21 protein-coding genes are annotated in these 23,021 nt (G+C 58.6%); 1 reads left to right on the forward strand and 20 read right to left on the reverse strand.

Annotation, left to right across the window (positions count from 1 at the left end; genetic code table 11):
- Window positions 1-334 precede the first annotated feature (334 nt).
- The 17 genes from trpA to HMPREF9162_RS06710 form a co-directional block, all read right to left on the reverse strand.
- Window positions 335-1,120, reverse strand: coding sequence for a tryptophan synthase subunit alpha (gene trpA / locus HMPREF9162_RS06640; protein WP_009438840.1), 786 nt, complete (start codon window positions 1,118-1,120; stop codon window positions 335-337).
- On the reverse strand, window positions 1,117-2,304 hold the full coding sequence (trpB, locus tag HMPREF9162_RS06645; RefSeq protein ID WP_009438829.1) for a tryptophan synthase subunit beta: 1,188 nt from the start codon (window positions 2,302-2,304) through the stop codon (window positions 1,117-1,119). Before trpB ends, trpA begins: the two co-directional genes overlap by 4 nt.
- Complete coding sequence (trpC, locus tag HMPREF9162_RS06650) at window positions 2,301-3,092, reverse strand: indole-3-glycerol phosphate synthase TrpC (RefSeq protein WP_009438751.1); 792 nt, start codon at window positions 3,090-3,092, stop codon at window positions 2,301-2,303. Before trpC ends, trpB begins: the two co-directional genes overlap by 4 nt.
- Window positions 3,093-3,170: 78 nt before the next feature.
- The gene (locus tag HMPREF9162_RS06655; protein ID WP_009438617.1) at window positions 3,171-3,803 is read right to left on the reverse strand and encodes a phosphoribosylanthranilate isomerase; all 633 of its coding nucleotides are present in this window, start codon (window positions 3,801-3,803) and stop codon (window positions 3,171-3,173) included.
- Window positions 3,804-3,969: 166 nt separating this feature from the next.
- Window positions 3,970-4,647, reverse strand: a complete 678-nt coding sequence (locus HMPREF9162_RS06660) for a hypothetical protein (protein WP_009438891.1) — start codon at window positions 4,645-4,647, stop codon at window positions 3,970-3,972.
- A gap of 135 nt (window positions 4,648-4,782) precedes the next feature.
- A complete protein-coding gene (locus HMPREF9162_RS06665; protein ID WP_009438704.1) occupies window positions 4,783-5,889 on the reverse strand; it encodes an ABC transporter substrate-binding protein in 1,107 nt (368 codons plus the stop codon).
- Window positions 5,886-6,686, reverse strand: a complete 801-nt coding sequence (locus tag HMPREF9162_RS06670) for an ABC transporter ATP-binding protein (RefSeq protein ID WP_009438816.1) — start codon at window positions 6,684-6,686, stop codon at window positions 5,886-5,888. Before HMPREF9162_RS06670 ends, HMPREF9162_RS06665 begins: the two co-directional genes overlap by 4 nt.
- Window positions 6,687-6,704: 18 nt before the next feature.
- Window positions 6,705-7,712, reverse strand: coding sequence for an iron ABC transporter permease (locus HMPREF9162_RS06675; RefSeq protein WP_009438862.1), 1,008 nt, complete (start codon window positions 7,710-7,712; stop codon window positions 6,705-6,707).
- Complete coding sequence (locus HMPREF9162_RS06680; protein ID WP_009438602.1) at window positions 7,709-8,731, reverse strand: iron ABC transporter permease; 1,023 nt, start codon at window positions 8,729-8,731, stop codon at window positions 7,709-7,711. Before HMPREF9162_RS06680 ends, HMPREF9162_RS06675 begins: the two co-directional genes overlap by 4 nt.
- 142 nt (window positions 8,732-8,873) lie before the next feature.
- On the reverse strand, window positions 8,874-9,161 hold the full coding sequence (locus HMPREF9162_RS12770) for a TonB-dependent receptor (protein ID WP_009438894.1): 288 nt from the start codon (window positions 9,159-9,161) through the stop codon (window positions 8,874-8,876).
- Window positions 9,149-10,369 carry a TonB-dependent siderophore receptor gene (locus HMPREF9162_RS12775; RefSeq protein ID WP_009438616.1) on the reverse strand — a complete coding sequence of 407 codons (1,221 nt, stop codon included), beginning with the start codon at window positions 10,367-10,369 and terminating at the stop codon, window positions 9,149-9,151. The genes HMPREF9162_RS12770 and HMPREF9162_RS12775 overlap by 13 nt, the downstream gene beginning before the upstream one ends.
- Window positions 10,370-10,384: 15 nt before the next feature.
- Window positions 10,385-11,038, reverse strand: coding sequence for a TonB-dependent receptor plug domain-containing protein (locus HMPREF9162_RS12780; RefSeq protein WP_071586908.1), 654 nt, complete (start codon window positions 11,036-11,038; stop codon window positions 10,385-10,387).
- 99 nt (window positions 11,039-11,137) lie between these two features.
- Window positions 11,138-11,854, reverse strand: a complete 717-nt coding sequence (locus HMPREF9162_RS06690; RefSeq protein ID WP_009438822.1) for an energy transducer TonB — start codon at window positions 11,852-11,854, stop codon at window positions 11,138-11,140.
- A 167-nt stretch (window positions 11,855-12,021) separates the two neighbouring features.
- Window positions 12,022-14,085 (reverse strand): glycine--tRNA ligase subunit beta, encoded by a 2,064-nt coding sequence (gene glyS / locus HMPREF9162_RS06695; RefSeq protein ID WP_009438931.1) that lies wholly within the window; start codon window positions 14,083-14,085, stop codon window positions 12,022-12,024.
- The gene (gene glyQ, locus HMPREF9162_RS06700) at window positions 14,082-14,963 is read right to left on the reverse strand and encodes a glycine--tRNA ligase subunit alpha (protein WP_009438598.1); all 882 of its coding nucleotides are present in this window, start codon (window positions 14,961-14,963) and stop codon (window positions 14,082-14,084) included. Before glyQ ends, glyS begins: the two co-directional genes overlap by 4 nt.
- Window positions 14,964-15,031: 68 nt before the next feature.
- Complete coding sequence (locus tag HMPREF9162_RS06705; RefSeq protein ID WP_009438643.1) at window positions 15,032-15,271, reverse strand: hypothetical protein; 240 nt, start codon at window positions 15,269-15,271, stop codon at window positions 15,032-15,034.
- A 33-nt stretch (window positions 15,272-15,304) separates the two neighbouring features.
- A complete protein-coding gene (locus HMPREF9162_RS06710) occupies window positions 15,305-15,844 on the reverse strand; it encodes a 3'-5' exonuclease (RefSeq protein ID WP_009349198.1) in 540 nt (179 codons plus the stop codon).
- Window positions 15,845-16,097: 253 nt separating this feature from the next.
- On the opposite strand from HMPREF9162_RS06710, the gene HMPREF9162_RS06715 reads away from it, so the two are divergent.
- On the forward strand, window positions 16,098-17,258 hold the full coding sequence (locus tag HMPREF9162_RS06715) for an FprA family A-type flavoprotein (RefSeq protein WP_009438897.1): 1,161 nt from the start codon (window positions 16,098-16,100) through the stop codon (window positions 17,256-17,258).
- An 81-nt stretch (window positions 17,259-17,339) separates the two neighbouring features.
- On the opposite strand, the gene HMPREF9162_RS06720 is transcribed toward HMPREF9162_RS06715, so the two are convergent.
- From HMPREF9162_RS06720 to HMPREF9162_RS06730, 3 genes are all read right to left on the reverse strand, one after another.
- The gene (locus tag HMPREF9162_RS06720) at window positions 17,340-20,165 is read right to left on the reverse strand and encodes a type I restriction endonuclease subunit R (protein WP_217490388.1); all 2,826 of its coding nucleotides are present in this window, start codon (window positions 20,163-20,165) and stop codon (window positions 17,340-17,342) included.
- 177 nt (window positions 20,166-20,342) lie between these two features.
- Entirely contained in the window at window positions 20,343-21,014 is a 672-nt protein-coding gene (locus tag HMPREF9162_RS06725) for a restriction endonuclease subunit S (RefSeq protein ID WP_009349201.1), read from the reverse strand.
- A 12-nt stretch (window positions 21,015-21,026) separates the two neighbouring features.
- Window positions 21,027-23,015, reverse strand: a complete 1,989-nt coding sequence (locus HMPREF9162_RS06730) for a class I SAM-dependent DNA methyltransferase (protein WP_009438803.1) — start codon at window positions 23,013-23,015, stop codon at window positions 21,027-21,029.
- Between the last annotated feature and the right edge of the window lie 6 nt (window positions 23,016-23,021).

The raw sequence follows: 23,021 nt of genomic DNA on the forward strand, positions 1-23,021 counted from the left end.
ATCTCATTCATGTATATTAACTGTGTAAATATTCCTTCACAAACGTTATTTCGTCATAAATCGTTAAGAGGAGTGCATAAGTCGATACAATCACAAAGATGTACATGCCAAATCCGCACGGAACGACTTGTTGAGCCGCAAACGATGTGCCGTTTGGTATCCGCCGCAGCCATTTTTAAGCCCCGCTTTTTTGGCAAGGCGGATGCCGAAGCGGCATTAAACATATCCGAGGGGATATATTTCCCCATAAGCCGTGCAGCTCTTACAATAAAAAAGGCTTACCGTACGAATATGTTAAACCATATTCGTACGGCAGCCCCGCTTCAATTTTTATTTATGCATCCAATGCCTTTCGCATTTCGGCGATGAGACGGATGCCGCCGTCAATATCGCCCTCGATGATGCGCTTTACGACTGCGCTGCCGACAATGACGCCGTCCGCCTGCCTGGCAGCGCGCACCGCGGCGTCAGGCGTACCGATGCCGAACCCGATCGCGAGCGGCACATTCGTATAGCGGCGCGCCGCCGCGCAGACGCGCCCGATGACGGAGTAATCGATCTCCTTGACCCCCGTGACGCCGTAGTTCGAGACGCAGTAGACGAACCCCGCCGCGTCCCTGCACGTCTCCTCCATGCGCTCCTCGGTCGTGCCGGGCGTGATGAACTCGGTCAGCGTGAAATCATGCGCCGCACAGACCGCGCGCATCTCGGCGGACTCCTCGTGCGGAACGTCGGGGAGAATCACGCCGTCCATGCCCGCCGCGCTGAAATCCGCAACGAACTTTTCAAAGCCATACCGGTGCACCATATTGATGTAGCCCATGCCGATGAGCGGGATCTCCGAGTGTTTCCGAATCTCCTTGACAATATCGAGCGCCTTTTTCAGCGTCATGCCCTGTTTGAGCGCCATGACGCTCGCCTCTTGGATGACGGGGCCGTCCGCCATCGGGTCGGAGAACGGCAGACCGAGCTCAATCACATCCGCGCCCGCTTCCTCTGCGCGGCGGACAATATCGACGGTCTCTTCCGCATTCGGGCAGCCCGCCGTGATGTAGATATAGAGTCCCTTGCGCCCCTCTTTGCGCAGCTTCGCCAGTTTTTCATTCAGACGCTTGCTCATGCGATGTCCTCCCCCAGCTCCTTTGCGACCATCTGGACGTCCTTATCGCCGCGTCCCGAGAGACAGACGACGACGTTCTCGCCCGCCTTCGTCTGCGGCATCAGCGTCTCGAGATAGGCAAGCGCGTGCGAACTCTCGAGCGCGGGGATGATGCCCTCGATGCGCGAGAGCCTTTGGAACGCCGCGAGCGCCTGTTCATCCGTCACGGAGACGTAGGTCACGATACCTTGATCCTTGAAAAAGGAATGCTCGGGGCCGACGCCCGGGTAGTCCAGCCCCGCCGAGATGCTGTACGCCTCAACGACCTGTCCGTCATCGTCCTGGAGGAGGTAGCTGTATGCGCCGTGCAGGATGCCGGGTGTGCCAGCGCCGCTGAGCGTCTTAGCGTTGTCGCCGTCCGCATCGCCGCGTCCGCCGCCCTCCACGCAGAACTTCTTCACATCCGTGTCGCCCCGGAAATCATAGAACGTCCCGATGGCGTTGCTGCCGCCGCCGATGCACGCGACGAGGTAGTCGGGCTTTGCATCGAACGCCTCCGCCGACTGCGCGCGGATCTCCTCGCCGATGATCTTTTGGAAATCGCGCACCATCTCCGGATAGGGGTACGGCCCCACGGCAGAGCCGATGACATAGTAGGTGTCCGTGATGTTCGTCGCCCAGTAGCGGATCGCCTCGCTCGTCGCGTCCTTCAGCGTGCCCGTGCCGCTCGAGACGGGAATAACCGTTGCCCCGAGGAGACGCATACGGAACACATTGAGCCGCTGACGCTCCACGTCGAGTGCGCCCATGAAGATGTGACACTCCATGCCAAAGAGCGCCGCCACCGTCGCCGTCGCGACGCCGTGCTGCCCCGCGCCCGTCTCCGCGACGATGCGCTTCTTGCCCATGCGCTGTGCGAGGAGCGCCTGACCGAGCGCGTTGTTGATCTTGTGCGCGCCCGTGTGCAGCAGATCCTCACGTTTGAGGTAGATGTTCGCTTTGCCGTAATGCTTCGTCAGACGCTCTGCGAAATAAAGATTCGTCGGACGCCCCGCGTAGTTCGTCAAATATTTCCGGAACTCGGCGCGAAATTCCGCGTCCTCGCGGTATTTCAAATACGCTTCTTCCAGCTCGTTCAGCGCGGGCATCACGATCTCGGGCACATATTGTCCGCCGTATGCACCGAATCTTCCCTTTTTACTCATAGCTCATGCTCCTTTGTCCCCAATGTGCTCAGTTCTTTCGCAAATGCCCCGACATCCGCCGCCTTTACCAGTCCCTCGCCGACGAGCACGCCGCGGCAGCCCGCATCACGCACTCGTGCGGCGTCCTCCACGGTGAAAATGCCGCTCTCGCTGATCAGCGTGCGTGCCGTATCCGCGTACGGGAGGAGGTCGATCGTCGTCTGCACGCTCGTCTCGAACGTCACGAGGTTGCGGTTGTTGATGCCGATGAACTCCGCGGGCGTTGCCTGTGCCGCCGCGAGATCCGCGCGGTCATGCACCTCGACGAGTGCGTCCATGCCGAGACTCCACGTGAGAAAGAGCAGTTCCTTCAGTGCCGCGGGCGTCAGGATGCGCACGATGAGGAGCACGGCGTCCGCCCCGAGCGCCCTTGCTTCATATACTTGATAAGGGTCGATGATGAAGTCCTTGCGCAGGAGCGGCGTATCGACGCGCGCGCGCACGGCGGCAAAATCCGCGTTGCTCCCGAGGAAATGCGGGTCGGTATGCACCGAGAGCACCGCCGCCCCCGCCGCCGCGTACGTCTCGGCGAGCTCCGTCACCGTATGCGCCGTCGTCAGGCGTCCCTTTGCGGGCGACTGTAATTTGCACTCGGCAATCAGCCCCCACCCGTGCCGGCGAAAATGCTCCGCCATACGGAACGTCCCGCACTTTATATCTTTCTTGAGCGTTTCGAGCGGCACATCGCGCTTTGCCGCCGCGACGATCCCGCGTTTTTTTTCGACAATCTCAGCCAATAGGTCACGCATGAACGCACCTCCTCTGCGAATCTTCCGAAGCGCGCCGCGCGGCGCGCCCTTCTATCTTAGTGGAGTTGCGCATATTTGTCAATCATGCCCACGGGATCCGGACGCGCCCGCGCGTACCGCCGCCATGAACACTGCGATTTTTGCGATAGATTTCTCCCCGTTCTCCTCCAGACCGCCCGACACGTCGAGACCGAACGGATGAAAGATCTCGATCGCCGCGCGCGCATTCTCCGCTGTGAGCCCGCCCGCGATGAGGACGGGCTTTGTCACGCGCGCGATCTCACGCGCGGCATCCTCCCACGCGAACGCCGCGCCCGTTCCGCCCGCCGCCCCCGGCGCGTAGCTGTCCACGAGGATGATCTCGGCGGGATAGGCGTTCGCCGCGTCCGCGTCGAAGTCGTCGCCGCAGCGGTACGCCTTGATGACGGGACGCTCCACCCGGCGCGCCGTCTCCGCAGGTTCATGCCCGTGAAGCTGCACATAGTCCAGCCCGCAGTACGCGGCGATCTCGTTCATCTCTTCGGGATCGGCATCGACAAAGACGCCGACCTTCTTCACCACGTCCACCGCCGCGCAGATCGAGCGCGCATCTTTGGGCGTGATATACCGCCTGCTCTCCCGCGCAAAAATAAATCCGATGTAATCCGCACCCGCATCACGCGCCGCATATGCCGCTGCAATCGTCTTCATCCCGCACATTTTGACCCGCATCGCAATCTCCTCCTGTCGTCCCCATCTTAAAGGCGTCCGGCACATTTGTCAAACAGGGGCGCCCCGTAACATACGGCGGCAATGTATGAAAAGGATTTCCATAGAAAAACGGGGGCACTGCATATTCTTCATGCAGTGCCCCCGCAGCCGGGCGTTCTTGGAAGGATTATTTCTTCACCGGCATATCACGCATCGGCGGGAAGTCCGGCCGATCCGACTTCAGCATATTCTTATCGACGCCGAACTCATCGGCAATCTCTCCCCACCCCTTATTGTCCTTCTTTTGGTTCAGCACGGACACGATATCCTTGTGTGCGGCTTTCGCAATCACACCTGCCATCTCGATGTCATGCGGCTCATAGCCCTTCTGCAGAAGGTCGCGCGCCGTATTTCCATCTACATCGCCGCGCATACTGATGTGCAGTACCGCCATGTCCATTAGTCCCGCTTGGAGCTGTTTATCCGTGATGCCGAGGGTGTCGACGATCTGCGGCCAGTCCTTCCCCTTTGCCTTCATCTGCATAATACTCGGGAACGGTTTTCCGGAGAGCTTTGCAAGCATCGCTCCCTGCCCGATGTCAAAGAGATCCGTCTTCTTCGCAATCTCCTGCTTGACTTCCGTTTCACTGACGCCAAAGACCTCCGAAACATATTTTGCCTGCTCATCCACAGACATTTGAACCTGGGGGTGTTTGTCCATCTTCATCTCTGTCTGCTGCGTCGGCATTCCATGCCCCCCTTGTTCGGTACTGTTCGCGTACGCGAGTGAGCCGAAACTTGCGCTGAGAATCGCAGCGCCGAGCGTCATGCCAATCAAGTTTTTTCTTACAGATCTCTTCATCATAAACCACACCTTTCTGCGGAAATCTCCGATGGGATCGAAGGATCTCCGTCATTCCTTGTATGCTATTAGTATAGAAACCTGTTGTTAAGGGCGCTTGAAGGGGGCATTAAACTTTAATTGAACGCCTGCGCCGCATCATTGCCGTTCCATATCCTCCGCGAGGGCATCCATCGCCCGCTCGCGCGAGATGATGCCATGCGCGTTCCAGATCATCGAGTCCACCTCGAGCATATGCCCCGCGCGCACTGCGGGCACGCTTTGCCACAGGGGATCGAGCCGCATCGCCGCAAATCGTTTTTTCGCAATCGCACTGCTCTGTCTGCTGCTCGGGCCGAATCCCGCGCTGATGAGCAGGTAATCCGTTTGCAGCTCGGGCAGGAGCTCGAGCGAGATCGCGTTGTTCTGCTCGTTCCCGTCGATGTCGATCACCATCTGCGGCGGGCGCAGGTTCAGCAGCTCGTACATGAACCTGTTGATGTCGTTCGTCGCGTACGGATAGAGCCGCACTTCCTTGTTCATGATGCGCAGGAGCGCGACCGTCGCATCGCCGATATGCCCCTTGATGCGGATGCGGTCGCGCTTTGCCGTATCGTAAAATTGCCGCAGGCGCGCCTCGCCGTCCGCAGGGCGGTCGAGGACGAGTGAGAGCGCAAGCAGGGTACGCTCGTAATCGCGCAGGTCAAACGCCGCGACGGGCGCGATCTTCGAGAGGTCGTCATAGACGCCCTTTCCGAAGCTGTCGCGCATGACGATGAGATCGGGCTTCGCCGCCTGCACCTGCTCAAGGTTGATCGTCTTGTTCTCGTCGTTGATGCTGATGCGCATAATGCCGCGTGCCGCGAGCTCCTCATGCAGATAGTACGCGGGGAAATCGTAGGCGGCGACCATGGGAGCGTCGAGCGCGAGCATGGGATCTTCGAGGCGGATGCAGACAATGCGCAGGGGTGCATCCGGGAGTACGGTCTCGCCGAATTTATGCTTCAGGATGCGTTTTCCGTCCTCTTCGCGATAGAGTTTTTCCGCCGCCTTGCGTTTCTCCGCGAGACGCGCGGCAAACTCCGCGTCGATCGACGCCGGCGTATCCGCGCGCAGGACGGCGGGGTCGAACCGGCGAAGCTTTTTCACGGTCTCCTGCGCTTTCTCCGACTTCTCCCCGCGGATGTCGGGCTGCCCGCATCCGGACGCACCGAAGAGAAGCGCGGCGCACAGTCCCGCCGCAAGGATGTTTTTCCCGCGCATCATGCCCCGTGCTCCCCGGCGCCCATGAAATACGGAATGCACAGCGGTCGCCCGCCGCGCGGGTCGCTCATGATCTCCGCGTCGATGCCGAACACATCGCGCAGCATCTCCCGGTGAAACACCTCCGCGGGAATGCCGCAGTAGAGGATCTCCCCTTTGCACATGCCCACGAGATAGTCCGCGTAGCGCGCCGCTTGGTTCAGCTCGTGCAGCACCATGACGACCGTCTTGCCGTACGCCTCGTTCAGGTGCTTCACAAGGCGCAGCACCTCCATCTGATGCGCCACGTCGAGGAAGCTCGTCGGCTCGTCGAGGAACAAGATCTCCGTATCCTGCGCGATCGCCATCGCGATCCACGCGCGCTGACGCTGCCCGCCCGACATCGCGCCGATGGGACGCTGCGCAAACGCCGTCATATCCGTCTCGGCGAGTGCCCAGTCGATCATCTCCGCGTCCTTCTTCGTCGTCCGTGAGAAAAATGAGGTCTTGTGCGGCGCGCGCCCGTAGGAGACGAGTTCGCGCACGGTCAGCCCCTCAGGCGCGGTGGGGTTCTGCGGCAGGATCGCAATCGTCTTCGCGAGCTCGCGCGGATTCGCCGTGTGGACATCCGCCCCATCCAGAAGCACGCGCCCGCCGAGCGGCGCTTGGATGCGGCAGATGGTCCTCAGCAGCGTGGATTTCCCGCAGCCGTTCGCACCAATGAGGGCCGTGATCTTCCCCTCGGGAATCTCGAGGGAGAGATCCTCTATGATAACGGCGGTGTCGTAGCCCGCCTTTAGATGTTCTATCGTTAGTTTCATGCGATTTCGCCTCCGCGCTCAGCCCTTGGCGCGCGCCAGGACAAACAGGAAATACGGCGCGCCGACGAGTGCGACCACGATGCCGAGCAGCATCTCCTCGGGCGCAATCACGATGCGTGCGAAATAATCCGCCGACACCACGAGCAGTGCGCCGATGAGCACCGTCACGGGGATGCTGCGCGCGTGCTGCACACCGACGAGCCGCCGCGCGATGTGCGGGCAGAGCAGTCCCACAAAGCCGATGCTCCCGCCGATCGCCACACACGACGCCGCGAGCGCGACCGCCGCCATCAGATACACGAATCGCGCGCGGTTGATGGGAACGCCGAGCCCGATTGCCGTCTCGTCCGAGAGTGCGAGCACATCGAGATCCGTGCGCCGCACATAGAAGAAGAGCGTCAGGAAGAGGACAATCGGAGCAAGCAGAGCGGCGTGGCTCCATGTGCTGCCAAAGATGCTGCCGATGATCCACGTATTGACCTGACTGAATTTCTCAGGGTTCAGCCGCACGATCAGCATCATCTCGACGGCATGGATGCCCGCCGTCAGCGAGATGCCCATGAGGACGAGCGTATGCGTCGAGAGCGTATGCCCCCGCTCATAGCTCATGCGGTAGATGAATACCGCTGCGAGCGCCGCGCCCACGGTTGCAACAAGCGGCTGCACCCAGAGCGACGCGCTCCCCGCCGTGTCCGAAAAATAGACCAAGAGGAGAATCGCAAAGCCCGCGCCCGCATTCACGCCGAGGAGACTCGGGCTTGCGAGCTCGTTGCGCGAGATCGTCTGAAAGACCGCGCCCGAGACCGCCAGTCCCGCGCCGATGACGACGGCGAGCACCGACCGCACCATGCGGAAGTCGAACACCGTCAGATTTTCCTCGGGCGTCCCGCCGCCGAGCAGGATGCGCGCGATGTCGCCGTATCCGAGCTCCGTAAATCCCGAACCGAGATGCACAACGAACATCACGGCGAGGAGTGCCGTGCCGCACAGACTGTACAGATAAAAACGCTTTTGCAGTACGCTCATCGCCTGTTCCTCCCCCTGCGAATCAAATAGAGGAAGAACGGCACGCCGATGAGCGCCGTCACCGCGCCGAGCGGCGTCTCGAACGGCGGGTGAATCGTCCGCGCCGCGATGTCCGCGAGCGTGACAAGGAGCGCGCCAAGCAGTGCCGATATGGGAATCACCTTGCGATAGTCGATGCCCACGATTTTACGCGCAATATGCGGCGTCACGAGCCCGACGAATCCCACAGGTCCCGCCATAGCCACGGCAGAGCCCGCGAGCAGCAGCACCGTCACGCCTGCGACGAGGCGGATGCGCCCGATCTTGCTCCCGAGCCCGATGGCGACCTCCTCGCCGAACGAGAGCAATGTCACCGCGCGCGCAATGCTCATCGCAAGTGCGAGTCCCGCGATCGTCCACGGCAGGAGAAAGAGCGCCTGCTCCACGCGCACGCCGCTGATGCCGCCCGCCGTCCAGTACGAGAGATCCTGCGCCACCTCGAAATACACCGTCATCGCCTGCGTCACCGCGCCGAATACCGCGCCGATCGCCGTCCCCGCGAGTGCTAGGAATACGGGGCCGCGCCCGGCGCCCTTTGCGCGTGCGAGAACAAATATGGCGAGCGTCGCAAGCCCCGCCCCCGCGAGCGAAAATAGGAGCGATACGCTGAGGCTTCCCTGCGGGAAGAGAATCATAAAGACGGCAAGCCCAAATCCCGCGCCGGCATTGATGCCGAGAATCGACGGACTCGCCATCGGATTGTTCGTCACGCCCTGCATCAGTGCGCCCGCGACCGCAAAGCTCGCACCGCAGAGGAGCGCCGCGAGGAGTCGCGGCAAACGCAGTGTCCGGACGACCATTTCCTGCACATTTTCCGGCTCGTACGCCGTGAACGAGTGAAAAATCGTTGCGAGCGGCACATCCTGCGCGCCGATATAGAGTGACGCGAGGCACGCCGCAAAGAGTGCGCCTGAGAGCACGAGTACGAGCGCAGGAGATGCGCCGCCGACCGCCCGCACCGGAGCCGTGTTGCCTTCCATAGTACCCCCTTTGACGATATGCACGGCATTATGATGCGCGCATAAACGACGAGAGGCACGGCGACGCCGTGCCCCCACCGAGCGCGCATGATACGCCGGTCATCATGGAAAAGATATGATGCTGTCTCAGCCGTCCCTATATTTAGAAATCCGCCGTAACCGAAAGCATATAGGTGCGTCCCGCTCCCAGATAGACTGCTTTTTCTAAGCCGCGCCAGTAATTGCGGTTGAACACATTGTAGACATTTGCGCGCACCGTAACCGGCGTTTTTCCCACATGGAACGAATAGCGTGCCCCCACGTCAAACCGAACCCAAGGGGAAATGCGGAAGTTGTTCAACTGATTGATATAGGTCATGCTGTTATAGGTCATATTCGCAGAGAGCGCGAGCCCCTGCACGCCGTGAATGTCCTGCTCTACGCCCAGCACCGCCGTAAAGTGCGGCGCGCCTTCCTTTCGGTGCCGTCATAGGTGCCGTTCTGCGTCTTTTGATATTTCGCATCGAGCCATGTCATGCCGCCCGTAAGACGCGTTCCCTTCTTCGGCTCGCCGAAGAAGTTCACCTCAAGACCACGATTGCGCACCTCGCCGTCTACTACGGCAACATTTGCCGCATTCGTAATTACGCCGGGGCTCGTGAGTGTGAACGCGCTGACTGTCGCCGCCATTTTTCCAAAGTCAAATTTCGCACCGACCTCATACTGCTTTGCCTTATACGGCGGCAGAAGCGTCCCTCCATTCGCCGCGGAGGAGGGCGCCTCATCCTGACTCAAGCCCTGAATATAGTTTGCATACAGCGAAGCCGTCTTATTCAGCTTGTGGACGATAGCAAACGCAGGAGAGAGCAAGTTCCGTTTCATATGGGAATACCTTGTATTATCGCTTCCGTCCCGATAGTTTGTAACGTCAATGCTTTGGAGACGTCCGCCAACGATAAAGATCCAACGCTCGTCCGCCGTCGTCATCACATCGGTGAGTGCGACACTGCTCAACGTCGTTTCATCATTCTTCGGAACCCGCCACCTCAGATCTCCCGTCGGCGTCCCCCATACGGGTGCATAAATAGTCCCCGCAGACGTATATCTTCCAAGCATTCGATTATACATATAGCGCGTATAGTGCATACGGTTGGCGGCAAGGGTCAGCTCATGCTTGAGTGTACCCGTCATGACCGTCCCCTTTACGCCAAGTTCCAATGAGTTTGCCTTATTGACCTGATTGTTGTAGCGATAGCGACGGCTTGCCGCGCCGCTCGCATTATTCATGCGGAACTCGTTGTAGAGATAATCCATCGAGGTTGACCGCATACCGAATGCGGCATAGCCCATCCAGTTTTTATTGAAATCATGCTCGGTGCGGAACACACCGTATTTCTCCGAAATGCGGCGGAACGTCCCCGGCGATCCAAATTTCGAATTGATGTCCACGCGCGGCATACCGCCCGCCTTATCAATAAAGTTATTGTTAAAGGTAATACGGTACTGCGGATCTTTGATTTCGTTGTAGATCAGCCCAAGGTCAAGCGAAAGGCGGTCGCGTGTACCGCGATAATCGAACGCGAGCGTCTGCGTGCTCGTCTGCATACGCTCGTCCTTCGCGGCAGTCTCCCCTCTGTTGTTGTAGAGATTCACGCGCACGCCGTATTTCCCGTCCTACGACCGGAAACTCGTGTCGATATGCTGCGAAAACTGATGCTTATTCCCGTAGGCAAGCGTCACGCTCGTCTTGTTGCCCTCCGCACGCTTCGGAATGAAATTGATGACGCCGCCGACTGACCCATTCGGCGCCATACCACCGAGGAGCGCGCCGGGTCCCTTGAGAAGCTCAACGCGCTCCAGCCCCTCTACCCCGGCATAGAACCGCGGCGCGACGCCGTACAGTCCGTTGAACTGCACATCCTGCTGCTGCGACTTAAAGCCGCGGATATACCATGCCTGCGACGCTCCGGAAAGCGTCTGATCGCTGACGGACGCATCATTCGTGATGATGTCGACCACAGAGGTCGCCTGCTTGTTTTCCATCATATCCTTATTGAACGTTGTCACGTTAAACGGCACGTCCATGAAGTCGCGCTCGCCGAGCACACCGAGGTGGCTCGTGCGTGCAATTTGACCTCCTGCATAGACGGACGGCTGTTCACTTTCTCCGGATGCTGCCGCCATGTGCTCCCCGACGACCTCAACCTCCTCGAGGTCGTAGACCTCCGGCTCATCCGCCGCCGCAAACACCGTCATCGGCAATGCGGCAATCACCGTCATGAGTGCGAGGCGGATACTGCTCTTTAATCTTTTCGTCTCGTAACGCACGGGTATTCCCTCCCCTGTCTCTATTCCCAATTTTTCCCAAAAGTTTCCCAAGACCTTCTTTCCAAGAAAGAGCATAAACGTTTATCGCGGTATCCCCGCTTATTTAAGATTGAACCTAACCGGTATCCTCGTATAGGCGGAAACCGGCTCGCCTTCTTCGTTCTGGGCAGGTGAAAACGGCGTGTTATAGATCGCCGCGATCGCCGCCTGATCCATCTCCGGATAGCCCGAGGACTGCTCTGCTGTTGCGTCCTGCACGCTGCCGTCCGCCGTCACAACGAACCGGACAACGACGACGCCCGTAATTCCCTGACTGCGAAGTGACTCCGGATAGACCGGTTGAGGCGTTGAAAGATTGCGCGGAGGTACTTTCGGGCGTTTTGACGATTGCGAGTTTCCCGCAGGGGCATTGCTGTCACTCCCACCGCCGTTGTTCGCATTGCTGCTCGTCGGCGCATTGTTCGCCCCCGCATCCGTAGACGAGGTATTGCTCGTATTCGTATTCGCCGCCGCAGTCTGCCGCGGCGTCTCATGCGGCTGCTCCTGCTGCGGCTGCGGTTCGGGCTCCTTCTTCGGCTTTTCGAATTGGATGTCGTCAATGCTCGGCGGCGGTGGAGGCGGCGCCGCTGCCTGTGCCGCCGCTGCCGGCGCGCTTGCAGGAGCGGCGGTATCATAGATCTCCACTTCGATCGGACGCTTTTCCGGCGGTGCCGCCACGGCAAACAAGCCCATTGCCGCTGCCGCAATCAACAGACAAAAATGAATCCCGATGGATGCGCTCCACGAGATAACTTTTTCTTTCCCCGCTATATCCATAGCTCCACCCCCATAAAATGACAGACTTATCTCATAATGAGAAACACTATCACTTTTAACGTGGTCATAATACCACATAATTACATCTTTTGCTAATTAAAAATAAAAAGGAGCGCCCGCATCCTGTTCAATCGGTCGCTCCGTAATCATTCTGTATGTTGTGTCCTTTAATTGAGGACGATCTTTCTGAAATCGGCGATCTCGAGCAGACCATCATCAATCGACTTCAGCAGTGACAAGCGGTTCGTCTTGACGCGCGCATCCTTATCCATGACCATAACGGCGTCAAAGAACGCATCGATCGCGACGGCAAGGCGGCGCTCCGCCGCAATGGTCTCCGCCGTATCTCCGCCCGCAGCGCGCAGCTCTGCCGCAGCTTCATACGCGGCAAGCAGGGCGCGTTCCTCATCCGCCGCAAAGAGCGCAGGATCCACAGCCCCCGTGGGCGCGCTGCGCGCGATATTCCCCACGCGGACAAAGGACTGCACGAGCGCAGCTGCATCACTCTCCTCAAGCAGACGCTCCACATAGGCGGCGCGCCCGGGCACATCGGCAACGGCGTCCACATCGCTGAGCACGGCTTCCTGCACATCATAGCGCACGCCGCGCTCCGTGAGGACATTCTTCAGCCGCAAGCGGATGAACTCTGCGACGTCCGCCTGCATCTTGCTTCGCGCCGCATCGTCCAAATCATAGAGATCGCAAGCCTCGTCCACGAGATCGGAGAGCAGAATACCGCTCTCATGGAGGATGAGCATATTGACGAACCCGAGCGCCTGACGGCGCAGCCCGAACGGATCCTGCGACCCCGTCGGGATCTTGCCGCGGCTGAATGTGCCGACAATGTTGTCGATCTTATCCGCGACGCTGAGTGCAAATCCGAGATCGCTCTTCGGCAGTGCATCCCCCGCAAAGCGCGGCATATACTGCTCGTCGATGGCACGCGCGACCTCCGGCTTCTCTCCGTCGAGGAGGGCATATTCGCGTCCCATGATCCCCTGCAGCTCGGTGAACTCCGTCACCATGCCTGTCACGAGATCCGCCTTCGAGAGCTCCGCCGCGCGGCGCGCATCCGCCGCCATGGTCTCGTACGCCGCATCGTCGCCCGCAGTCATATCTTCAACGACCGCCGCCGCGAGCCGGGCAAGACGCTCCGTTTTTTCATACATCGAGCCAAGCCCCTGCTGGAACACGACCGTGTGCAGCTTCTCGCGATGCTCCGCGAGCGATTTCTTCCGATCCTCGTCAAAGAAGAACTGCGCGTCCGCAAGCCGCGCACGCAGAACGCGCTCGTTGCCGTGCGCTACCACGTCGAGATGCTCTCTGCCGCCGTTGCGCACGGTGATAAAGACGGGCAGGAGACTGCCGTCCGCCGCCTTCACCGGGAAATACCGCTGATGGTCGCGCATCGGGGTAATGACCGCCTCGGCGGGCAGCGCGAGGTATTTCTCCTCAAACGATCCGCTGAGCGCCGTCGGGTATTCCACGAGATACAGCACCTCCTCGAGGAGGTCGGGCGTGATCTCCGCCGTGCCGCCGCACGCCTTTGCCGCATCTGCAATCTGCTCGGAGATCATCGCGCGCCGCCGTACGGGATCCACAATGATGTACGCCGCTTCGCACGCCGTCTCGTAATCTGCCGCAGAGGTAATCGTAAAGTCCTCCGGTGCGAGCGTCCGATGCCCGCGCGAACGGTTGCCGCTCGTCACTTCGGCAAGTGTAAACGGTACGACGTCCGTGCCATAGAGCGCGACGATCCAACGAATCGGGCGGATGAAGCGAAAGTCGAGATCGCCCCACCGCATACTGTTCGGCAGGGGAATCGCACGGATGAGCGCGGGCAGGAGTTCCTTTAGAATCTCCGCCGTCGGCGCGCCCGTTTCGTGCACTGCCGCATAGACGTAGCCGTCGCGGCGGATGAGAGCCTCGGGCGCAACGTGCTGTCCGCGCGCGAACCCCGCGCCCGCCTTGGTCGGATTGCCGTCCGCATCAAAAGCGATGGAGATCGCAGGGCCTCTCGTCTCCGTGCTGACGTCCGCCTGCCGCTCCGCCGCGCCCGTCACGATGAGCGCCATGCGGCGCGGCGTGCCGAGCGTACGAATCTCGTCATAGGAAATACGATGTTCTGTGAACATTTCGCCCGCAAGACGCTTCATCTCACGCAGAAGGTTCGGCATCGCATGTGCGGGGATCTCCTCCGTCCCGATTTCAAGCAGTAAGTCTCTCTTCATGCCTTCGCCCCCTTCTTCAGCATCGGATAGCCGAGCGCCGCGCGCTGTGCCAGATACGCCTCGGCGCAGAGCCGCGCGAGTTTTCTCACGCGGCCGATGAACGCCGTGCGTTGCGACACGCTGATGGCGCCGCGCGCGTCAAGCAGATTGAATGTATGCGAACATTTCAGCACATAGTCGTGCGCCGGATGCACATGTCCTGCGCCGATGATGCGCACCGCCTCCGCCTCGTACTTATCGAACAGCTCAAAGAGCAGCTCCTCGTCCGAGAGCTCGAACGCATAGGTGGACTGCTCGAACTCATTTTGCCGGAACACATCGCCGTAAGTCACATCGTCCGTCCACGCGATGTCATAGACGTTTTCGACGCCCTGAATATACATCGCGAGCCGCTCGAGTCCGTAGGTGATCTCCACCGAGACGGGCTTCACATCGTGACTGCCGACCTGCTGGAAATAGGTGAACTGCGTGATCTCCATGCCGTCCAGCCAGACCTCCCAGCCAAGTCCCCATGCGCCGAGCGTCGGCGACTCCCAGTTGTCCTCGACGAACCGGATGTCATGCTCCTCGGCGCGGATGCCGAGCCGTGCAAGACTTTCAAGATAAAGCTCCTGAATGTTGTCCGGCGAGGGTTTCATTATGACCTGGAACTGATGGTGCTGATAGAGACGGTTCGGGTTATCCCCGTAGCGCCCGTCCGCGGGGCGGCGCGACGGCTCGACATAGGCGACGTTCCACGGCTCGGGACCGAGTACGCGCAGGAACGTCCACGGGCTCATCGTTCCCGCGCCCTTCTCCACGTCGTACGGCTGCGCAAGGATGCAGCCCTGCCCCGACCAAAACTCCTGCAGTGCGAGGATAACCTCTTGGAATTTCATACAAACAACTCCTCCAATAAAAAACCGCGATCCTTCATAGAATGCGCGGTTTCGCTCCCGTCAAATAACTATTTGAAATTCTCCTCCAAACTTTGAAGAATCTTCGACTGTCTGTCGTTCACGGGCTTTTCCCAACGTCCCTCATAGGCGGCGTTATCGCCGGGAAGCAGTGCACAGACGATGATCAGTATGATAAACATCACCACCGCCGTACCGATGATCTTGCGCTGGCGGGAACTGCGCTGCTGCTTCACACGTTGAAGCCCGCGCTCGAGTTCCTTGTTTTTCTCCGCTCTCGTCTTTCCCATGATGCACCGCCTCCTGCCCATTAGGAAATTCTGCTAAAAGAGACTTTGCTCCTCATACACCGGCTGCCGCATCTGATCATAGCAATACAGCGTCGCAAGCGTATCGGCGAGAGCTCCGTGTGCCTCGGTCGTCCCCCAGTTGTAGCGGTAGTACTCCGCGCACTCCGTGAGCTTCCACCAGCGATAGCCGCCGCGCCGCGCATCCGGCACCTTGCGCATCTCCGAGAACGCGAGCATCACATCGTGCCGGTTTGGATTCGTAATGCGGATGCCCGACTGCCCCAAAAGGCGAATGTCAAACTCAATGTTATAGCCGACGAGCAGGGTCTCCGGATCGTTGAAAAGCCGTTCCAGCTCCGCCCGGTGCGTAAGAATCGGCGCACAATCCGCCACCATCGCAGGCGAAATGCGGTTCACCTTCTCCGCGTCCGGCCACTCCTTCTTGGATACGGGTGCATACATCCCGTCCACCACGGTTTTGCCCGCACCGTCCACCACAGCGAGCGTCAGCACCTCATCGTCACTCCGAAAGCCCGTCGTCTCGGTATCAAAGACCAGAATTTTTTCCAACATGCAGGTCCTTCCTTTTCTAGTCATTTTCTCCCAATTTTACACAACTTTCGTTATAAATATTATACATTACGCAAAATCATCTGTCAAGAAATCGGGATGCGCCGCACCCCGACAAACAGAGGATTTTCCCGCATAATTTACTATTGCAAAAGTGCGCTTTTTCGGCTAGAATACACCTATGAATATAGTTCTCATTTATAGCTAATATCTATAGGAAATACAAATCAGCCTATGAGCGAAAGGAGCCTCATTCATGAATGCCATCAAAATCCGGGATGATATTTACTGGGTCGGAGCCATTGACTGGTCGATGCGCAGCTTTCACGGCTACGACACGCAGCGCGGTTCCACCTATAATGCATACCTCATCCTCGACGAGAAGATCACCCTCATCGACACAGTGAAGCGCGGTTTTGACGACGAACTGCTCGCGCGCATCTCCACAGTCATCGATCCCTCGCGTATCGATTACATCATCTCCAACCACGTCGAGCCGGATCACTCGCACACCGTTCCCATCATCTCGCGGCTCGCCCCGAACGCGAAGGTCATCACGAGCGCGCCGAACGGGCTGAAGGGGCTCAAGGCGTACTACGGCGACCTCCCCTACGAGACGGTCAAGGCGGGTTCTACGCTCTCCATCGGCAAGCGCACCCTGCAATTCATCCCGACGCCGATGCTCCACTGGCCGGACAGCATGGTCACCTACTGCCCCGAGGAAAAAATTCTGTTCTCGAACGACGCGTTCGGTCAACACCTCGCGAGCGGCACGCGCTACGATGACGACACTGATCTCGCCATCGTCTGCGAGGAGGCGAAAAAATACTACGCCAACATCCTTTTCCCCTACGGCAATCAAGCACAGGCGGCGCTCAAAGCGCTCCACGGGCTCGATATGGAGCTCATCGCCACGGGACACGGCATCATCTGGCGCTCGCACATCCCCGAGATCATCAAGCACTATAAGCAGTGGTCGACGGGCGAGACCGAGGAGCGCGCGGTCATCGTCTTTGACACCATGTGGCACTCCACGGAGATGATGGCACACGCCATCGCCGAGGCGTTCATCGACAAGGGTATGTCTGTCGGCTACTACGACATCAAGTGCAACACGCACGCGGACATCATGACCGACGTCCTCACGAGCCGCTACCTCGCCGTCGGCTCCCCTACACTCAACAACAACATGCTTCCCACCATCGGCGGCTTCCTCTGCTACATGAAGGGGCTCGCGCCAAAGGGGCGCAAAGCGTTTGCCTTCGGCTCGTACGGCTGGGGCGGACAGAGCATCGGGCAGATAGAGGATGAGCTCAGGGGCACAGGCTGCGAAATCGTCCTCGACAAGGTACGCATGCTCTACGTCCCCTCGAGCGAGCAACTCGCCGCCCTGCGCGATCAGATTCTCGCATTGTAAAATGGAAGCCTAAATTGAAGATCCGGGCTGCTGCACAAACGTATTGACCAACGTACAGCAGTCTTTTTTATGTGAGATTTCTCAATAACGCCTGCCGAATCCCTCCTCGCGATCCGCCGCCTCCCTGCTTTGCTCCGCGTAGGGCGCGTACTGCTCCGGCACGCGCGGCACGCCGCCACCGTTGTAAGTCGTATCAAATACAAAATCTCTCAGCCGATCCTCAAATCCCGGCGTCGACTGCATATGTAGGATGAGTTTCAAATAGTCCTCAATGTTCTTATAGATAATGTCTTGGAGGACGCGGTCGCTCTCCGTGCGCGCATTCTGCGCATCCGAGTTTTTCATCGCGTTCCGATAGGCTCTGTCTTGCGCCACCTGTACTGGCAGCGAATAGATCTGCCGCCGCACCTCGTCGTCCTCCGTCCATACGATATTGCCGAACGACTTGTTAAACGCCGCCACGATCTCAGAGAGCGGATCGAGCTCCGGCGCCGTCGGATGCGCCGCAGATCCCGTCGGCACGGGCAAGAGCACTGCATCCTCATCCGCACAGAGGATCGCGATCGCCTCCCGCGCCGCGTTCCGATAGCTGCCGAGGTCAACCGTCTCTAGAATGCCCTCCGCGAGATCTTCCTCCGGGGGCGAGGGCAGCTTTGGCACGAGCAGATGCAAAAAGATGGACATCTTCTCCCACGCCGCATTGCTGGAGGAGAGAATCATCGCGAGGAACTGATAGGTGCGGACAAAATTCTTTGCCGCCGACTTAAACGCGATCTGCTCCCCCACCTCTAGCTCCATATAACGCGCGGCACACGCATCGAGCGTCGGATCGAGCAGCGGGCGTTCCGCTCCCTCAAGGAAGCGCCGCACGACGCGCTCCACATCGCTCCCCGCATAGACCTCATAGCCCTCCATCACCGCGATCAGATCGTGGAGCTTATTCGGATCGGTCTCCCCTGCGAGCAGCGTCGTCCGATAGTACTTTGCAAAAGCGTCGGCGACGTCCCCCTCGTTATTCGCAAAGTCGAGCACACAGACCTCGCGCTTGCCGGGATATGCCCGGTTCAGCCGTGAGAGCGTCTGCACCGCAGCGATCCCCGCGAGCTTCTTGTCCACATACATCGCCGTCAAGAGCGGCTCGTCAAATCCCGTCTGGAACATGTCCGCCACAACGAGGATGCGATAGGGATCTTCCTTGAACCGTGCGGGAATATCCGTATCGGGGAAACCGTTCATCTCGGCGCAGGTCACGCCCTCATGCTCCCCCGAGAACGCGATCAGCGCACGATAGGAACGTCTCTCCGCTGCGAGCGCATCGTTCACCGCCCGATAGTAAGCGGCGCAACGCTCGATGCTGCTCGTCACGATCATCGCGCGCGCCTTACCCCCGAGCCGCCGCGCCACCGACGCGCAAAAATGCTCCGCCATCACCGCCGCTTTTTGCGCGATAACATTCCTCTTTCCTTCGACGAATGCGCGCAGCTTCTTCTGCGCGCGCCTCGTATCAAACATCGGATCGTCCTCGACCGTTCGAACGATGCGGTACCAGCTCTCAACCGTCGTGTAATTCTTCAGCACATCGAGGATAAAGCCCTCCTCGATCGCCTGCTTCATCGTGTAGACATGGAACGGACGATGCATCACCGCGTCGTCCTCCTCATAGCGCGTCCCAAAGAGCTCTTCCGTCTTGTTCTTCGGTGTCGCCGTGAATGCAAAATAGCTCGCATTCGGGAGGAGTCTCCGAGACTCCATCAGAGCATTGATCTTGTCCTCATCGTCGAGCGCCGCAAAGTCCCCGCCGCCCGCGAGCGTCCGGTTCATCTGCGCCGCATTGCGCCCCGTCTGCCCCGCGTGCGCCTCGTCGATGATGATGGCAAAACGTCGTCCTGCAAGGGATGCGCTCATCGCCTGAGCGATATGTGGGAACTTCTCGATCGTCGTCACGATGATCCGCTTTCCGTCCGCGATCGCCTGACGCAGCGCAGACGAGTGCTTCGCCCACGCAACAATGTTCGACATCTGCATGAACTGCTTCACCGCATCGCGAATTTGCCGATCGAGGATTCGCCGATCCGTCACCACGAGCACCGAGTCCACCATCGGGCGCCCGTCCCGCATCAGACCGACCAGCCCATGCGCGAGCCACGCGATCGAGTTCGACTTCCCGCTCCCCGCACTGTGCTGCACGAGGTAGCGCCCGCCGATCCCATGCGCGCGCACATCCGCGAGCAGACGCTCCACACAGTCGAGCTGATGATAGCGCGGGAAGATCATCTGCTCTCGCGTGCCTGCCCCCGTCTCTTTCACGAGCTGCGCATAGCCCTCAATGATGCGCGAAAGCTTCGCGCGCGTTAGAATATCCTGCCACAGATAGTCCGTCATCAGCCCCGCGGGATTCGGCGGATTGCCCGCACCCCCGTGATTGCCCTTGTTAAAGGGCAGGAACACAGATTCCTTGCCCGCGAGCTGCGCCGAGAACATGACGGTGCGATCGTCCACGGCAAAATGCACCATGCACCGCTTGAACGAAAAGAGCAGATCGCGCGGCGACCGATCCTCCCGGTACTGCCGCACCGCGTCCGCCGTCGATTGCTTCGTCAGACTGTTTTTGAGCTCCATCGTGACGAGCGGCAGTCCGTTGACAAAGATGCAGAGATCGAGCGCGAGCCGCGCCCCTGCGGTATAGCAGAGCTGACGCGTCACACTGAAAATATTCTCATCATAAAGCTCCTTTGCCTCGGCGTTCCCCTCCGTTGGCGTCACATAGTAGAGCGTGAAGTGTGCGGCGCGATCCTTGATGCCGCGGCGCAGGACATCCACGATGCCGCGCTTTGCGATCTCTGAGGAGAGCCGTCCAAGGAAGGCACGCCGCCCCCGCTCGTCCGCGAGACCGCCGAGCTTTTCCATCCTCCGCCGCCTGCGTCTCTCGAAGGAAGCGAAAGAGCCGCGTCTCATCGACCGCGAACGCCTCGTTATAGTCGGCGTTCGTGCCTTCCTCATAGCCGTTCCGATCGGTGAGATACGAAACAATCAGCGACTCCAGCCCGCTCTCCTTCGTATTCGTGCAGCTCATCGCGCATCCTCCTATTCCATGGACGGATTTGTCGGAATCTCGGCGTCCCGAACGTCGATCTTTCCGGTGACGACATCGGAGATCAGTGTTGATTTGAGTTCTTTCAAGCATTTGATTTGTTCTTCCAGCTTTGAAATCCCCGCATCTATCGCAGATATTTTCGAATCCAAATAGCGCACGATTTGATCCTGCTCGTCACGTGGCGGGACAACAATTTTTATGTTCAACAAGTCATTCGCGGATAGGGTTTGACGTACACCTGCCCCAAGACCATTAAAGATTTGTCTCAACCACAAGTCATAGTATTGAAAATAAAAATATCTTGTATTAATATCGCATTTTGCAGACAGACGTATATAGGCAGAACTCATGATTCCCCGCTCAGGAACAAGTCCCACCCTGCTGGTAGAAATATTTTCAAGGTCAATGAGCTTAAATACCAAATCATCTTTTTCAAAGATTTGATAGGTTCGGTAATCACTTGGACTTAATCCAATAGGTTTCTCCCTATTATTTCGGACGACGCCTTGCAGTGTCAATGACAGTATATTTCCTTCTTCATTATTTTTATTTTTCTCTGTTTGCGTCGCAAATAGTGTTTTACACTTCACATATCCCCAATGCTTTGGCACATTTGTCAACCACGATTGATCTGTTGTTTTATAGGTTTTGTATCGCTTCATTCTATCATTTCCTCAATAGTTGAGTACAGCGTTAAGTAGTCTATTGCTTGCATCTTCCACAACACGAATATCATGAACAATCTCATCAATTTTCCTTAGCTCCAACGGTCGATAAAAATACTTCGTGAAGCTAATCTCATAGCCGATCTCAGTTTTCTTCTCGTCGATATAGGCGTCGGGCGCATAGGGGCGCACTTCGTTCTCGATGAACGCCGCAATCCCGCCCGGATAGTTCAGCGGGACGTTCTCGGTATCGCGGAGCGCGGAGTCGGCTGCGCCCGCGACAGGCTGTGCCGCAGGATCTTTGACGGTGATATGGGGACGCAGTTTTTTCAGCAGGGCGGGCTTCAGTCCCGTCGCCTTTGCAAACGCCGTCCAGTCGTCAAGCGGCGTGGTATCGAGCGCCCTTTGGTAGGCGGCACGCTCCTCGGCGCTGCGGAGCAGTCCCGCAGGGAGTTCTTTTTCCCGTGTAATCCGCAGACGCAGGGGACGCTCCACTGTCACAGACCAATATCCGAACTCTTTTCCCGCAAATATTTTGCTGACGTCGCTCTCCTCGTACGCCAAAAAGACGCGCAGAATCTCCGCGCGAAGTTCGGGGGTAAATTCACAGTTTTTCTTGCCGAGGTTTTTCCTGAGCGGCGCCTTTATCGCGGTTGCATCGATGAGTTGTATCTTCCCTTTGCGACGCTTTTCTTTTTTGTTCGATAGAATCCAAATGTAGGTGCCGATGCCCGTATTGTAGAACATGTTCTCCGGCAAGGCGATGATCGCCTCGACAAGGTCGTTCTCGATCATAAAGCGGCGCGCGTTGCTCTCGCCGCTGCCCGCATCTCCGGTAAAGAGGGACGATCCGTTGTGCACCTCGGCAATACGGCTGCCGAGCTTTGTATTTTGCTTCATCTTCGCGATGTTGTTCAGCAGGAAGAGGAGCTGTCCGTCGCTCACGCGCGGGAATGCGTCAAGGCGTTCTCCGTCCGCGAGCGTGACGCGAAACCGCGGGTCTTCGATGTCCGATTTCCCACCCATTTTGGTAGCGTCGGCTTTCCAGTTTTTCCCGTAGGGCGGATTGGACAGCATGAAGTCAAAGTGCATCTTTGCGTGATGATCCTCGGAGAGTGTCGAGCCGTATTCGATGTTTGCCGCCTCGGCGCCGTCCCCTTTGAGCAGCATGTCCGCGGTGCAGATGGCGTAGGTCTCGGGGTTCACCTCCTGTCCGTAGAGGTGGATGGAGACGGCCTTGCCGTGCTCCTCGGCAAGCTCCTGCAGGCGCGCCTGCGCGACGGTGAGCATCCCGCCCGTGCCGCTCGCGCCGTCATAACAGGAATACGTGGCGTCTAGGAGTTCATGACGGATGGGGACGAAGATGAGATCTGCCATAAGTTCTACGACGTCGCGCGGCGTCCAGTGCTCGCCCGCCTGTTGGTTATTGGCTTCGTTGAATTTGCGGATGAGTTCTTCAAAGATCGTGCCCATGCTGTGGTTGTCTAGCCCCGGGTGCAGGACTTCTTTTTTCTCGGCGTCCTTATAGATCGGATAGGGGCTGAGGTTGATGTCCGAGGCGGTGAATTTTTCGATGACGGCGCCGAGGATGCCTGCCTTCTCCATGGTATCAATCTGCGTGTCAAATTTGAATTTGTCCAAAATCTCCCGTACGTTCGGCGAGAAGCCGTTGAGATACGCAACGAAATCGGCTTTCAGGCTCTGCTCGTTTGTGCGGCTCGTGAGATCCTTGAGCAAAAAGGGAGAGTCGTTGTAAAACGCCTGCCCCGCTTTGATGCAGAGGGTTTCCGGCGGGACGTCCACATGTGCGTCCTCGAATTTGCGCTTGGCGGCGAGCACCGCGCCCTTCGTCTCTTCGAGTACGCTGTCGAGCCGGCGAATGACGGTCATCGGCAGGATGACGTCGCGGTACTTTCCACTCTGATAAATATCGCGCAGACATTCGTCCGCGATGCCCCAGATAAAACTGACGATTGCGTTGTGCGTTTGATGATCCATTGCCGT

This window comes from Selenomonas sp. oral taxon 137 str. F0430, assembly GCF_000183625.1.
In the GTDB taxonomy this organism is placed as follows: domain Bacteria; phylum Bacillota; class Negativicutes; order Selenomonadales; family Selenomonadaceae; genus Centipeda; species Centipeda artemidis.

What these genes read in the sequence shown, in the direction of transcription:
- trpA (WP_009438840.1), bottom strand. Translation starts at nt 1,120, where the DNA reads ATGAGCAAGCGTCTGAATGAAAAACTGGCGAAGCTGCGCAAAGAGGGG.
- trpB (WP_009438829.1), bottom strand. Translation starts at nt 2,304, where the DNA reads ATGAGTAAAAAGGGAAGATTCGGTGCATACGGCGGACAATATGTGCCC.
- trpC (WP_009438751.1), bottom strand. Translation starts at nt 3,092, where the DNA reads ATGCGTGACCTATTGGCTGAGATTGTCGAAAAAAAACGCGGGATCGTC.
- HMPREF9162_RS06655 (WP_009438617.1), bottom strand. Translation starts at nt 3,803, where the DNA reads ATGCGGGTCAAAATGTGCGGGATGAAGACGATTGCAGCGGCATATGCG.
- HMPREF9162_RS06660 (WP_009438891.1), bottom strand. Translation starts at nt 4,647, where the DNA reads ATGATGAAGAGATCTGTAAGAAAAAACTTGATTGGCATGACGCTCGGC.
- HMPREF9162_RS06665 (WP_009438704.1), bottom strand. Translation starts at nt 5,889, where the DNA reads ATGATGCGCGGGAAAAACATCCTTGCGGCGGGACTGTGCGCCGCGCTT.
- HMPREF9162_RS06670 (WP_009438816.1), bottom strand. Translation starts at nt 6,686, where the DNA reads ATGAAACTAACGATAGAACATCTAAAGGCGGGCTACGACACCGCCGTT.
- HMPREF9162_RS06675 (WP_009438862.1), bottom strand. Translation starts at nt 7,712, where the DNA reads ATGAGCGTACTGCAAAAGCGTTTTTATCTGTACAGTCTGTGCGGCACG.
- HMPREF9162_RS06680 (WP_009438602.1), bottom strand. Translation starts at nt 8,731, where the DNA reads ATGGAAGGCAACACGGCTCCGGTGCGGGCGGTCGGCGGCGCATCTCCT.
- HMPREF9162_RS06690 (WP_009438822.1), bottom strand. Translation starts at nt 11,854, where the DNA reads ATGGATATAGCGGGGAAAGAAAAAGTTATCTCGTGGAGCGCATCCATC.
- glyS (WP_009438931.1), bottom strand. Translation starts at nt 14,085, where the DNA reads ATGAAGAGAGACTTACTGCTTGAAATCGGGACGGAGGAGATCCCCGCA.
- glyQ (WP_009438598.1), bottom strand. Translation starts at nt 14,963, where the DNA reads ATGAAATTCCAAGAGGTTATCCTCGCACTGCAGGAGTTTTGGTCGGGG.
- HMPREF9162_RS06705 (WP_009438643.1), bottom strand. Translation starts at nt 15,271, where the DNA reads ATGGGAAAGACGAGAGCGGAGAAAAACAAGGAACTCGAGCGCGGGCTT.
- HMPREF9162_RS06710 (WP_009349198.1), bottom strand. Translation starts at nt 15,844, where the DNA reads ATGTTGGAAAAAATTCTGGTCTTTGATACCGAGACGACGGGCTTTCGG.
- HMPREF9162_RS06715 (WP_009438897.1), top strand. Translation starts at nt 16,098, where the DNA reads ATGAATGCCATCAAAATCCGGGATGATATTTACTGGGTCGGAGCCATT.
- HMPREF9162_RS06720 (WP_217490388.1), bottom strand. Translation starts at nt 20,165, where the DNA reads ATGGAAAAGCTCGGCGGTCTCGCGGACGAGCGGGGGCGGCGTGCCTTC.
- HMPREF9162_RS06725 (WP_009349201.1), bottom strand. Translation starts at nt 21,014, where the DNA reads ATGAAGCGATACAAAACCTATAAAACAACAGATCAATCGTGGTTGACA.
- HMPREF9162_RS06730 (WP_009438803.1), bottom strand. Translation starts at nt 23,015, where the DNA reads ATGGATCATCAAACGCACAACGCAATCGTCAGTTTTATCTGGGGCATC.